Origin of the sequence: Streptomyces sp. NPDC057302 (assembly GCF_042667685.1) — a bacterium.
In the GTDB taxonomy this organism is placed as follows: Bacteria; Actinomycetota; Actinomycetes; order Streptomycetales; family Streptomycetaceae; genus Streptomyces.
Genome location: NZ_JBHUZJ010000028.1, coordinates 50,187 through 62,275, shown reverse-complemented (window position 1 = coordinate 62,275; position 12,089 = coordinate 50,187). Strand labels below are relative to the sequence as shown.

11 protein-coding genes are annotated in these 12,089 nt (G+C 72.6%); 6 read left to right on the top strand and 5 right to left on the bottom strand.

Going from position 1 to position 12,089, the window contains the following annotated elements; genetic code table 11:
• The 5 genes from ACFUPX_RS20855 (at position 1) to ACFUPX_RS20835 (ending at position 4,561) form a co-directional block, all read left to right on the top strand.
• Entirely contained in the window at positions 1-1,083 is a 1,083-nt protein-coding gene (locus ACFUPX_RS20855) for an ABC transporter permease (protein ID WP_383324352.1), read from the top strand.
• Positions 1,080-2,021, top strand: coding sequence for an ABC transporter permease (locus ACFUPX_RS20850; protein ID WP_383324349.1), 942 nt, complete (start codon positions 1,080-1,082; stop codon positions 2,019-2,021). Before ACFUPX_RS20855 ends, ACFUPX_RS20850 begins: the two co-directional genes overlap by 4 nt.
• Positions 1,910-3,076 (top strand): ABC transporter ATP-binding protein, encoded by a 1,167-nt coding sequence (locus ACFUPX_RS20845; RefSeq protein WP_383324346.1) that lies wholly within the window; start codon positions 1,910-1,912, stop codon positions 3,074-3,076. The genes ACFUPX_RS20850 and ACFUPX_RS20845 overlap by 112 nt, the downstream gene beginning before the upstream one ends.
• Before the next feature lie 72 nt (positions 3,077-3,148).
• The gene (locus tag ACFUPX_RS20840; RefSeq protein WP_383324343.1) at positions 3,149-4,165 is read left to right on the top strand and encodes an oligopeptide/dipeptide ABC transporter ATP-binding protein; all 1,017 of its coding nucleotides are present in this window, start codon (positions 3,149-3,151) and stop codon (positions 4,163-4,165) included.
• A 198-nt stretch (positions 4,166-4,363) separates the two neighbouring features.
• Entirely contained in the window at positions 4,364-4,561 is a 198-nt protein-coding gene (locus ACFUPX_RS20835) for a hypothetical protein (protein ID WP_383324340.1), read from the top strand.
• Between the two features lie 92 nt (positions 4,562-4,653).
• On the opposite strand, the gene ACFUPX_RS20830 is transcribed toward ACFUPX_RS20835, so the two are convergent.
• Positions 4,654-4,878 carry a hypothetical protein gene (locus ACFUPX_RS20830; RefSeq protein WP_383324432.1) on the bottom strand — a complete coding sequence of 75 codons (225 nt, stop codon included), beginning with the start codon at positions 4,876-4,878 and terminating at the stop codon, positions 4,654-4,656.
• Positions 4,879-5,096: 218 nt separating this feature from the next.
• Between ACFUPX_RS20830 and ACFUPX_RS20825 the strand changes: the two genes are divergently transcribed.
• Positions 5,097-5,309, top strand: a complete 213-nt coding sequence (locus ACFUPX_RS20825) for a hypothetical protein (RefSeq protein ID WP_383324337.1) — start codon at positions 5,097-5,099, stop codon at positions 5,307-5,309.
• 24 nt (positions 5,310-5,333) lie between these two features.
• Here the strand turns inward: ACFUPX_RS20825 and ACFUPX_RS20820 are convergent, their stop codons facing one another.
• The 4 genes from ACFUPX_RS20820 to rbfA all read right to left on the bottom strand — a co-directional run bounded on the left by ACFUPX_RS20820 (position 5,334) and on the right by rbfA (position 12,059).
• Positions 5,334-6,281 (bottom strand): bifunctional riboflavin kinase/FAD synthetase, encoded by a 948-nt coding sequence (locus ACFUPX_RS20820; protein WP_383324334.1) that lies wholly within the window; start codon positions 6,279-6,281, stop codon positions 5,334-5,336.
• 115 nt (positions 6,282-6,396) lie between these two features.
• Positions 6,397-10,503 carry a serine protease gene (locus ACFUPX_RS20815; RefSeq protein WP_383324331.1) on the bottom strand — a complete coding sequence of 1,369 codons (4,107 nt, stop codon included), beginning with the start codon at positions 10,501-10,503 and terminating at the stop codon, positions 6,397-6,399.
• A gap of 186 nt (positions 10,504-10,689) precedes the next feature.
• Positions 10,690-11,595 (bottom strand): tRNA pseudouridine(55) synthase TruB, encoded by a 906-nt coding sequence (gene truB, locus ACFUPX_RS20810; RefSeq protein ID WP_383324328.1) that lies wholly within the window; start codon positions 11,593-11,595, stop codon positions 10,690-10,692.
• A complete protein-coding gene (gene rbfA, locus ACFUPX_RS20805) occupies positions 11,592-12,059 on the bottom strand; it encodes a 30S ribosome-binding factor RbfA (RefSeq protein WP_383324325.1) in 468 nt (155 codons plus the stop codon). The genes truB and rbfA overlap by 4 nt, the downstream gene beginning before the upstream one ends.
• Positions 12,060-12,089: the final 30 nt, after the last annotated feature.

The window sequence follows — 12,089 nt, the reverse complement described above, 5'->3', positions numbered from 1 at the left end:
ATGACCGCTGACAGCAATCCCGCACTGCTCGACACCGAGGGCGCCGCGGCGACCGACGATCCGGTATTCGCCGGGCCGTCGGCCCGCGGCCCCCGGGCCCGCAACACCCGCGCCTATCTCCTGTACGTGGCCGGCAAGCTGGGCGGCGCCGCCGTCTCGCTGTTCGCCGTCCTCGTCACCAGTTTCTTCCTGTTCCGTCTCATTCCGGGTGACCCGGTGAAGCAGATGACGGGCGGCAAGCGCGTGTCGGCCGAACAGCTGGACGCGATGCGCAAGGAGTTCGGCCTCGACCAGCCGATGATGACGCAGTTCTTCGACTACTGCGGCAACGCGCTGACCGGCGACTTCGGCACGTCGTACCAGTTCCACACGCCGGTGATGGACAAGATCACCGACGCGCTGCCCGCGACGCTCCTGCTCACCGGCACCGCGTTCGTGCTCTACACCCTCATCGGCATCTGGCTCGGCACCCGCACCGCCTGGCGCAACGGCCAGCTCGGCGACCGCGTCCACACGGGCCTCGCGCTCACGCTCTACTCCGTGCCGTCCTTCTGGCTCGGGCTGCTTCTCATCATCACCTTCTCGGTGGGGGCCGGTCCCATTCCGGGGCTCTTCCCGACCGGCGGCCTCGAATCGGGGGGCGAGACGGGCTTCGCGTACATCATCGACGTCGCGCACCACATGGTGCTCCCCGTCATCACCCTGGTGGCGGTCGGCTACGCGCAGACGCTCCTGGTGATGCGGTCGTCCCTGCTCGACGAGATGGGCAGCGACTATCTGACGACCGCACGGGCCAAGGGGCTGCGCGACGATCTCGTACGCCGTCGTCATGCCGTCCCGAACGCGATGCTGCCCACCGTCACGCTGATGTTCGTGAACCTCGGCACGGTGGTGGCGGGCGCGATCCTCGTCGAGACCGTCTTCTCCTGGCCGGGCCTCGGCGGGCTCTTCTACGCCGCGCTCAGCGTGCCCGACCTGCCTCTCGTCCAGGGTCTCTTTTTCGTCTTCTCCGCCGCGGTGATCCTGATGAACACCCTGGCCGACGTGATCTATCCGCTGCTCGATCCCCGGGTGGGCCGATGACGACCGAATCCGCACCGACCACCCCGCCGGCCCCGCCGACCCCGCTCAAGAGCGCGCGGTCCCTCGCCTGGGCCCGCAGGCGGCACTCGGCCGCCCGCTTCTGGCGCGAGTACCGCACCCACCGGGCCGGACTCTTCGGCCTGGCCGCGCTCGTCCTGATCACGCTCATCGCCGTCTTCGCGCCGCTCCTGGTCGGCTCGGACGCGCAGAACGTGACCGACGCGCCGGGCAAGCCGATGGAGTCGCCGAGCGGCGAATTCCCCCTGGGCACCGACCAGTTCGGGCGCGATCTGCTCGGGCTCCTCGTGTACGGCGCACGGATGTCGCTGACCGTCGGGCTGCTCGCCGCCTTCCTCTCGGTGACCATCGGCACCCTCGTGGGGATCACCGCCGGGCACTTCAAGGGGTGGTACTCCACCGTCATCATGCGCGTCACCGACTGGTTCCTCGTGATGCCGACGCTGGTGCTCGCCATCGCGCTCGCCGCGGTGATGTCCGGCTCGATCTGGACGATCATCCTGGCGATCGGCGTGACGACCTGGCCGACGACAGCGCGGCTGGTCCGCGCCCAGACGCTGGCGGTGGAGTCGCGCCCGTACATCGAGCGCGCGCAGGCCCTCGGCGGCGGCCACGGCCACATCATGACCCGGCACGTCCTGCCCAACGTGATGCCACTCGTCCTCGCGCAGACCACCCTCGTCATCTCGAACGCCATCCTCACCGAGGCGACGCTCGCCTTCCTGGGCCTCGGCGATCCCACGGGCGTCTCCTGGGGCGGGCTGCTCCAGGACGCGCGCGAGGCGGGCGCGGTGAGCGCGGGCGACTGGTGGTACCTGGCTCCGCCCGGACTCGCCATCGCCGTGGTGGCCCTCGCGTTCACGCTGTGCGGGCGCGCGGTGGAATCGGTGCTCAACCCCAGGCTGGGGGTCTCCCGTTGAGTGGTTCGGACAAGGTGACGGAGACCAAGGTGGCAGAGGCAACAGGGGCGGAACAGCGCCTCCTCGACGTGCGCAACCTCGAAGTGACGTACGCGTCCGGGGCGGCCGCCGTGCGCGGCGTGAACCTCTCGGTCGACGCGGGCCAGAAGCTCGGCGTCGCGGGCGAGTCCGGCTGCGGCAAGTCGACGCTGGCGCTCGCGCTGCTGCGGCTGCTGCCCGCGGGGACGAAGGTGACCGGTGAGGTCCTGCTGGACGGCGAGGACATCCTCACCATGAAGTGGGGCCAGGTCCGCGCGGTCCGCTGGGCGGGGGCATCGATCGTCTTCCAGGGCGCGATGCACTCGCTCAACGCCGTGCACCGCATCGGCGACCAGATCGCCGAGCCGATCCTGCTGCACAAGAAGGCGACTCAGGCCGGGGCGAAGAAGAAGGCCGGTGAGCTGCTCGAACAGGTGGGTCTGCCGGCCGCGCGGGCGGAGGCCTATCCGCACGAGCTCTCGGGCGGGCAGCGGCAGCGCGTGATGATCGCGATGGCGCTCGCCTGCGATCCGCGCCTGATCATCGCCGATGAGCCGACGACTGCCCTGGACGTGATGATCCAGGCTCAGATCCTGCGCCTGATCGAGCAGTTGGTGGCCGAGCAGGATCTGGGGCTGATCATGATCAGCCATGACCTCGCGGTGCTCTCCGACACCTGCGACCGGCTCGCGGTGATGTACGCGGGCCGTGTCGTCGAGGAGGGCCCGGCATCCGAGGTCTACGAGAACGCCCGGCACCCGTACGGGAAGGCCCTCTCCGCGGCCTTCCCGCGCATCGGCGACGCGGCGTCCCGTTTCGCGCCGCGCGGCCTGCCGGGCGATCCGCCCGACCCGTCCGCGCTCCCCACGGGCTGTACGTTCCACCCGCGCTGCACGGTCGCCCTCGACTCCTGCACCACGGAGGACCAGGCGCTGCGGGACGCGGGCCCCCGGCACCGCGCGGCGTGCGTGCACGCGGGCGCGCAGCTTCCGGCGCAGCCGACGTCGGCGCCGGCGACGGCGGAGCGGACGCCGTGAGCCCCGCGAGTCCAGCACCGCGAGCCGAGCACCGCGGGCCCCGACAGATCACGTACCGAGGAGCAGCGACGCATGACCACCGATGATCCCCTGCTGTCGGCTGATCCCCTGTTGTCGGCGGGCGACCTGCACATCACGTTCCCCGGCCGCCGTGGCGCCCCGCCCGCGCGGGCCGTGGACGGCGTCGACCTCGACATCAAGCCGGGCGAGATCGTGGCCCTGGTCGGCGAGTCGGGCTGCGGCAAGACGACGCTGGCCCGCTCCCTGCTCGGCCTGGTGACGCCCACCTCCGGCAAGGTGACGTTCGGCGGCGAGCCGCTCGACTACTCGGGCCGCGCCCTGAAGGCGTACCGCAAGCGCGTCCAGCTGGTCCTCCAGGATCCCAGCGGGTCTTTGAACCCGCGCCACACGGTGTACGAGGCCGTGGCCGAGGGTCTGCGCATCCACGGGTACGGGGGCGACGAGCGGGCCACGGTCGCCGACGCCCTGTCGCGGGCGGGGCTCCGGCCGCCCGAGCGGTTCTTCCTGCGCTATCCGCACGAGCTCTCGGGCGGCCAGCGTCAGCGTGTCGTCATCGCGGGGGCGCTGGTCCTCGAACCCGAACTGATCGTGGCGGACGAGCCGGTGGCCTCGCTCGACGCGTCCGTGCGCGGCGAGATCCTCGCCCTGCTGCTCAAGCTCCGCGACGAACTGGGCCTGTCCGCCCTGGTGGTGACGCACGACCTGGGGCTCGCGTGGAACATCGCCGACCGTGTCGCGGTGATGTACCTGGGCCGGATCGTCGAGACGGGGACAGTGGAGGAGGTCCTGACGTCTCCTCAGCATCCGTACACACAGGCGCTGTTGTCCGTTCTCCCGGAGGCCCCGGGCGATCCCATCGTCCTCACCGGTGAGCCGCCGGACCCCTCGCGCATCCCGGGCGGCTGCCGTTTCCACGCGCGCTGCCAGGTGCTCGCCTCGGGTGAGGCGGAGAGGGCGGGGGTGGCGGACCGTTGCAGGACAGAGGATCTGCCGGTGCTGTCCGGCGGCGGTGAGACGCAGGTGGCGTGCCACTGGGCGGCGGTCAACGTCAGCGCGTCCGGCGTCTGATCGAATCCGGGGGCGGAGATCCGGGGGGGGGCGGAAATCCGGGGGTGATACGGAGTTCCGCGGCGGATCGTTACCTCTTCCACGTACGGGTGATGAGGGGCCTAGCAGGCGTGAGCCTTGGGGAGTCACACAGCGGCACCGTGCAACTACGGTCCGTGAGCAACCGTGAACAACTCCACCGAAGCGAAGGAGATTTCCATGCGCCGTTCCGCCGCCGTCATCCTCGGGGCCGTCGCACTGCTGGGGGCCGTCGCCGTGCCGGCGAGCGCCGTCCCGGACCCCATCTCGACGGTCGACTGCCTGACCCAGGCGGCCGGTGACGTCACCACGCTCGTCGATCCGGCGAGCCCCGGCCTCCCCTCGGAGGTACCGGGTACGGCGTGCCTCGCCCCGTGACCTGAACACCCTTGCAGCGTGACGTACTTGCGCGGTCACCCGGGATCCGCGCAAGTACGGTACGGCTGCGAGCGGAGCGGCTCCTCAGCCCGTCAGTTCCACGTGTAGCCGTCGCCGAAGTTGAGGACGTGTTCGAGCACGTCCTCCAGGGGGTCGTCGATCTGGCCGGTGCTGATCAGCGAGACCCTGGGGGCGTTGTGTGAGTTGCTGTGCGTCTCGTCGGCGTGCGCCGCGCCCGCGCTCAGGACGGACGGCACCACCGCCATTGCCACGACCAGCGCCCAACGGGACGTTGCCTGCACCCAACTGCCGTTCACTGCAGCCTCCTTGGACCGTGAACACGTGCGGGCCGCCGATCGCGGCCCGCTCGCCGTGGCTAACCACGGCGCGGCCCAGAAGTCACCGACGATCATACGAACGGGTCGTCGGACGCCGGGGCCCATGCGTCGCCCGTGTGGGCTAACGCGGCCTCTCCCGACCACCGCTCCCGACCGTCTCTCCCGACCGCCTGCCGCAAGAAGAAAGCAGAGATCGCATGCGCCATCGCCGCGTCCGGACCTACACCCTGCTCGCAGCCCTCGCCCTGTCCGCCACCGCGACCGCCGCTCCGACGGCCTCGGCGGCCTTGGTGGCACAGCACGCGTCGGCGAACCCCACGCCGCTGCCCCCCATCGAGTCACTGATCACCGAAGGGGTCACCGTCGAAGGCCCGTTGGTCAACGGCGTCAGTCTTCCGCACCTGCTGTAGCCGCGGACGACCCCGGCGGACGGATTACTCCGCGGCCTCGATCAGGTCGCGCGCCTTCTTCACGTCGTCCGCGATGGCGACGAGCAGCGAGTCGATCGAGTCGAACTTCGCCTGCCCGCGCACGAAGGCGAGAAAGTCGACGGCGACGTGCAGGCCGTACAGGTCGAGACCGACGCGGTCGATCGCGTACGCCTCGACCGTCCGCTCCGTGCCGTCGAACTGCGGATTCGTCCCGACGGAGATCGCCGCGGGCATCGCCTCGCCCTGGGCGTGCAGCCACCCCGCGTAGACGCCGTCGGCGGGGATGGCGGTGTGCGGCAGGGTCTCCACGTTGGCGGTGGGGAAGCCCAGTTCACGCCCTCGCTGCGCGCCGCGTACGACGACGCCCTCGACGCGGTGCGGGCGGCCGAGGATCTCCGCCGCGCCCTCCACGTCGCCCTCGGCGACCAGGCGCCGGGTGAGGGTGGAGGAGAAGGGCTCGCCGCCGCCGGCCTCGCCGCTCACGAACAGGTCGATGACGTCGACCTCGTAGTCGTACGTCGCGCCGAGCTCGGTCAGGAAGGCGACGTTGCCCGCGGCCTTGTGGCCGAAGCGGAAGTTGGGTCCCTCGACGACCAGACGCGCGTGCAGCTTGCCGACCAGGACCTTGACGACGAAGTCGGCCGGCGACAGCTTCGAGAACTCCGTGGTGAACGGCAGGATGAGGAGCGCGTCCACGCCAAGGTCCGCCATGAGTTCGGCGCGCCGGTGGTGCGGGGCGAGCAGCGGCGGATGGCTGCCGGGGCGCACGACCTCGGAGGGGTGCGGGTCGAAGGTGACGACCACGGCGGGCACGCCGAGCTCACGGGCGCGTGCCACCGCACGGCCGATGATCAGCTGGTGCCCGCGGTGTACGCCGTCGTAGGAACCGATGGTGACGACGCTGCGCCCCCAGTCCTGGGGGATGTCCTCCAAGCCACGCCAGCGCTGCACTGTCTTTGCTCCTCGCCGAACCTGTGTACGTGTGGGTACGTCCCATTGCCGATTGCGCAGGTCTAAGACTGCCATGCCCGCGCGATCGGGATCGCATCGGAGGGGGTGGCGGGGGTCACGCCGGGACACGTGCTCCGGCGAGATTCTCGATCATGCGGCGGGAGCTGGGACCGACCAGGGCCGACCAGTCCTGCGGGGCCGCGCAGATCCACCGGGAGACCAGGGTGGAGAAGCCCGGTACGGAACGGGCCAGCTCCACCAGCCGCCGGTCGAAGCAGGTCGCGCCTTCCGGGGTGCGGACGAGCAGGGCGCCGGTGCGGCGCACGAGCTCACGGACCCGCTCCTTGTCGCTGCCGCCCGCCACGGCGCAGAGCACGGCGTCCAGGACTTCGGGCTCCCGTTCCTGGGCGAGCAGCACGTCAAGGAGTTCGGTGCGCAGGGGGCGCGAGGCGTCGGTGCCGGGGGCGGCGACGGCTCCGGCGAGTGCGGCGCGCACCGGTGCGGTGCGTTGCCGCAGGAGGCCCGTGACCAGCGGGAGGAGGACCGTGCGGACCTCGGGGCCCTGCTCGAACCGCAGGTCCAGGTAGGCGGCCACGTGCCCCGCGAGGTCGGGGCGCAGCTCCAGCACGTCGCGTACGAGATCGGCGACCCGCCGGGCGAGCCCCGGCGCCGTCACTTCGGCCAGGCCGCGCAGTACGTCCCCCGGGGCGGGCCCCGGGCCGTGCAGGCGGGTCCGGAAGGCGGCGATGACCTGCTCCGGATGGGTGTCCATGGCGGTGACGAGCGCGCTCGCGGGCAGCTGCGGGTCGCCGGCGGTGAAGCGCTTCAGGGCGGGCGGCAGATGCAGGGCGCGGGTCTGCGGGTCGCGCACGAGGAGGGCGAGGGCGGCGCCGTGCAGGGTGTCGTCGGCGGTGCGGGCCAGGAGGGTCAGTGCCGTGTACCGCAGGAGCCTGCGGTCGGCGTCCGTGGTGGCGTGCGGGGCGGCGCGCAGGCCGTAGGCGACGGCGGCGACATGGCGTGCGGGCCGCTCGTCGTGGACCCAGCGGTCGACGGCCCGGCAGATGGCCGACGGCTCTTCCTCCGCGAGGGCGGCGAGCAGTTCGTCGGCGCGGGGGTGGGCGCAGTCGACCAGTACTTCGGTGAGGTCGTCGATGGCGCGGTGGCGGTGGGTGTGGAGGAGGGCCTGGGCGGCGGAGGCGACGGTCGCGTGGGGGGTGGCTTCGAGCGGGCGCTCGTCGGTGAACCAGCGGGTCAGCTGCGGCTGCGTTTTCGCCGGCGCGGTGGCCAGGAGCTCGGCTACGGCGTCGAGGCAGCGGGGTTGGGCGGTGCCGGGCGGGGGGTCGTGGATCACGGCCTCCCGCAGCAGGTCGAAGCGGTCGCCTTCGGTGAGGGGGAGACCGAGCCAGAACCCGGCGGGGTACTTGCCCTGCCGGGCGAGTGCTTCGAGCACCGCTCGGTAGGGCCACGCGTCGGGCACCCTCGTCAGAACCTCCCCCAGCAGCCGGGTGGCCCACCACTGAGCATCGCCCCGCGCCTCCACACCCGGCGGCACTGGGATGCTGCCCGCACCCCCTGACACCTCCGCACCCGCCAGCCCCGGCACACCGCCCGCATCCCCCACCACACCCGCACCCGGCGGCGAGGCGGCGCTGCCCGCGTCCCCTGGCACGTCAGCACCCACCAGCCCCGGCACGCCGCCCGCATCCCCCGCCACACACGCACCCGGCAGCGAGAAGGCGCTGCCCGCACCCCCTGACACCTCCGCACCCGCCAGCCCCGGCACGCCGCCCGCATCTCCCGCTGCACACGCACCCGGCGGCACGGAGGCGCTACCCGCATCCCCCTGTTTCTCGGCACCCGGCGGCGCCGGCACGCTTCCCCCTCCCCCCGCCATATCCGCACCCAGCGGCGCTGGGCCGTTACCCGCGTCCCCCGGCCTATCGGCGCCCGGCGGCGAGGGTTGTGCCCACCCCTCGCCGCGCTCTCGGCTTCGCCCGAGCAAGGGAGACCCCCATCGCCTTGCGGAAGGCCTGCCCACAGCGAGGGCGGGCTGGTCGTCCCGCTGTCCCGCAGCGGGGGCGGGCTGGTCGTCCCGCTGTCCCGCAGCGGGGGCAGGCTGGTCGTCCCGCTGTCCCGCAGCGCGGGCAGGCCGGTCGTCCGGCTCCGGCGCCGCCGCTGTGGGCAATCGTCCCGCTGGGCGATTGGGGGCTCCCCTGATCGAGCCAAGCCGAGAGCTCGGGGAAGGGTGGGCACAGCCCTGGATGCCGGGGGCCGGTGCGCCGGGCGATGCGCAGGATTCCCCGAACCTCGCCAAATCCCCCAGCCGCGCCCCGAGTTCCGCAGGCCCCCGCTGGCGGCCCAGCAGCAGCAGTGCCTGGATCACCGGGCCGATCCGGTGCCGGGGTACCGGGAGTGCTGCCTCCGGGCGGGGTTCTCGGTGGCGGAAGACCAGGGACCACAGCGCCCCGTCCACGTCCAGATGCATTCCCTGGATCCAGTCGGCAAGCTCCTCGTGCGCGAAACGGTAGCCGTCCCCGGCGGGGACGAGGAGCCCCTCCGTGAGGACCGCGGAGGCCCAGCCCGTCCCCCACGGGAAGACCTCCTCGAACGACGCCCGGTCCAGCTCCCCCTGCCCCGGCCCCAGACACCGCCGGGCAGCCTCGTGCACCTGGCCCGACACCTTCGCCGCGAGGCGCCGTATCGCCGTGCCCCGCAGTCCGTTCGCCGCCGCGAGCCGAACCGCCACCCGCAGGCACAGCACGTCCAGGTAGGCCTCGAAGATCGCCTCCCGGTCCGGGCGGCCCGGCGGCGGCTCGTCCGGCAGGGCCGCGCGGACCTCGGCGAGCAGCCTCAGGGCCAGCGGATGGCGCGCGTCGGCCGCGGCGAGGGCTCCGTCCGGGATGCCGTACCGCGCCCGAGCGATCCGGGCCTGCCGCTCGGGCAGCTCCCCCAACTGCACGCGGCCCGCCGAAAGCGACGCGGGAAAGTGCGCCCCGGCCTGCTCCCAGTACTCGGCCCGGCAGGCCACCACGAGCCGCGCCCCCGTCTCCCGCAGCCACTCGCCCGTCCCTCTGCTCCACTCGGCGAGACGGTGCGCGAGGACCGGCGGCATCTCCTCGGGCCCGTCGAGCAACAGCAGCAGCGCCCGCCCCTCGTCCCGCACGAGCCGCGCGACCCGCCCCGCGGAGATGTCCCCCAGCCCGTCGTCCGCATCGGCGAGCACGCCCTCCGGCGGATCCGAGGCCTCCAGGATCCGCCCCGCCCGCTGAAAGGCCCGCTCCACCGCGTCGCCCACGCCCGTGTCCGTGCCCTGGAGGTCGGCGCCGCGCAGCCACAGCGTCGGGGCCGGTTCGGCGCCCCGGGCGCGCAGCGTGGCGAGGGCGGCGAGTTCCGTCGTCCGGCCCGTACCGGGATCGCCGACCAGGCCGAGCACCTGCGCGGCCCCGGCGGTAGCGGTGAACTGGGTCAACTCCCGCGCTGTATCCGGGCGTTCGACCGGTTCGAGGAGGGCGGGACGGGGCCCGTCGGAGCCGACCGACGTCGCCGCGAGGTGCAGCGCGCCCGCCAGGTTCAGATCGCGGCCGTACGCGGGAACGGTCGCCGCGTTGCGTGCGAGGAGCTCGGCGAGCGGGCCGCCGGGATCGGCGGCGGCCGCCTCCCGCAGCTGCACGGCGAACCCCGCCGCGCGGTGCTCGCCGTGCAGCGCGGTCCCCAGGACGGCGAGCACGGCTCCGGACGAGGCGTCGATGACCGGACCGCCCGCAGCCCCGCCGCCGAGCCGCAGGGCGTCCGCGCCGTCCGTGCCGATCGCCAGCTCCATGGCGGCGTCGAGCAGATGAAAGCGGTCCGTCGCCGTGTACGTCACCGGCGCGGGCCCCAGGACGCGCGCCTCACGCAGGCCGCGCGCCACGATGCGTACGTAGGCACCCACGGGAGCGCTCTCGCGGACCGTCACGGGCAGTGGCCGCAGGCCGAGGCCTTCCGTGCTGACGAGGGCCAGATCGGCCTCGGGGAGCGCCACCACGCAATCGGCGGTCAGCACGCAGACGCGCTCCCCCGCCGCGTGCAGCACGATCCGCGCGAGGCCGTCGACCGCTTCGTGGCTGGTGATCACCGTGCCGTGCTCGTCGGCGGCGAACCCCATCCCCCGTGGCCGCCCGGCAAGATCGCAGATCCGTACCAGGGCACCGTCGAGCGCCGTCGGGTCACCCTGTCCCGCCATGCCCGAACCTCCCGCGACGCCCCGTCCTTCCGACGGTAGGTCGGCGGTGATCAGCAGGACAGAACGCGTCGCGAACGCGCCCCCTTCCGCCCCCTCGGTTCACTCCGAGCGCCCGCCTGATGGGGTGAATCGGCGGGCCGAGGTGGATACAACTCGGGGTGGGGGTTTGTCGTGGTGCGGGAAGGCTCAGGCGAAGACGGCCAGGCTCTTGGCCTTGCCCTTGAGCTCCTCGGCCAGGACCAGGAAGCGGCCCTCCGGGTCGAAGACCGCGACGGCGCCGACTCCGGCGTACTCACCGGGCATCTCGATCCGTACGCCGTTGAGCAGCAGCTTCGCCCGCCGCTCGTCCACGTCCCAGCGGGGGAACGCGGCGGTGGCCGCGTCCGCCACCGGCATCACCGTCAGCTCCTCCTGGAGCTGGTCGATGGTCTTCGCCGCGTCCAGCTTGTACGGCCCGACGCGCGTGCGCCGCAGCGCCGTCAGATGGCCGCCGACCCCGAGGTCCGCGCCGAGGTCGCGGGCGAGGGCGCGGATGTACGTCCCCGACGAGCAGACCACGGACACGACCAGGTCGAGCACCGGGGTGCCGTCCTCGGCCACGGCGTCCCTGACGTCGTACACCGTGAAGGCGGAGATCTTCACCGGGCGGGCGGGGATCTCGAAGTCCTCGCCCTCGCGGGCGCGCGCGTACGACCGCTTGCCGTCGATCTTGATGGCGCTGACCTTCGAGGGCACCTGCATGATGTCGCCGGAGAGCTTGGCGATGCCCGCGTCTATGGCGTCGCGCTTGATCCCGGAGGCGTCGGCCGACGAGGTGAGCTCGCCTTCGGCGTCGTCCGTGAGCGTGTTCTGGCCGAGGCGGATCGTGCCCAGGTACTCCTTCTCCGTCAGCGCGAGATGGCCGAGGAGTTTGGTCGCCCGCTCCACCCCGAGGACGAGAACGCCCGTCGCCATGGGGTCGAGGGTGCCCGCGTGGCCGACGCGGCGGGTCTTGGCGATCCCGCGCATCTTGGCGACCACGTCATGCGAAGTGAAGCCGGACGGCTTGTCGACGATGACAAGGCCGTCCGGCGTCTTGTTGCTACTGCTCATGCGGGGGCGTCGCCGTCCTCGTCCGTCTCTTCGTCGGACTCGTCCTCCGGCTTGCGGTACGGGTCGGCACCGCCGGCGAACTCGGCGCCCGCGGACACCTCGCGCACCTTCTCGTCCGAGAGCCTGGCCCGGTCGAGGAGGTCCTCGATGGCCTTGGCGTTGTCCGGCAGCGCATCCGCCACGAAGGTGAGGCTGGGGGTGAACTTCACGCCCGCGGCCGCGCCGACCGCGGAACGCAGGACGCCCTTGGCGCTCTCCAGACCGGCGGCGGCCGCCGCGCGGTCCTCGTCGTCCCCGTAGACCGTGTAGAAGACGGTCGCCTCCCGCAGATCACCCGTGACCCGGGTGTCCGTGATGGTCACATGCGTACCGAGCCGCGGGTCCTTGATCCCGCGCTGCAGCTTCTTGGCAACCACCTCTCGGATGAGGTCCGCCAGCCTTTTCGCCCGCGCGTTGTCGGCCACTGCTCCGTCTCCTTCTTCGCCTTGCTGTGC

Excerpts from the sequence above, each read along its gene's own strand:
- truB (WP_383324328.1), bottom strand. The coding sequence starts at position 11,595 with ATGAGCAGTAGCAACAAGACGCCGGACGGCCTTGTCATCGTCGACAAG.
- ACFUPX_RS20815 (WP_383324331.1), bottom strand. The coding sequence starts at position 10,503 with ATGGCGGGACAGGGTGACCCGACGGCGCTCGACGGTGCCCTGGTACGG.
- ACFUPX_RS20855 (WP_383324352.1), top strand. The coding sequence starts at position 1 with ATGACCGCTGACAGCAATCCCGCACTGCTCGACACCGAGGGCGCCGCG.
- ACFUPX_RS20840 (WP_383324343.1), top strand. The coding sequence starts at position 3,149 with ATGACCACCGATGATCCCCTGCTGTCGGCTGATCCCCTGTTGTCGGCG.
- ACFUPX_RS20835 (WP_383324340.1), top strand. The coding sequence starts at position 4,364 with ATGCGCCGTTCCGCCGCCGTCATCCTCGGGGCCGTCGCACTGCTGGGG.
- ACFUPX_RS20825 (WP_383324337.1), top strand. The coding sequence starts at position 5,097 with ATGCGCCATCGCCGCGTCCGGACCTACACCCTGCTCGCAGCCCTCGCC.
- ACFUPX_RS20850 (WP_383324349.1), top strand. The coding sequence starts at position 1,080 with ATGACGACCGAATCCGCACCGACCACCCCGCCGGCCCCGCCGACCCCG.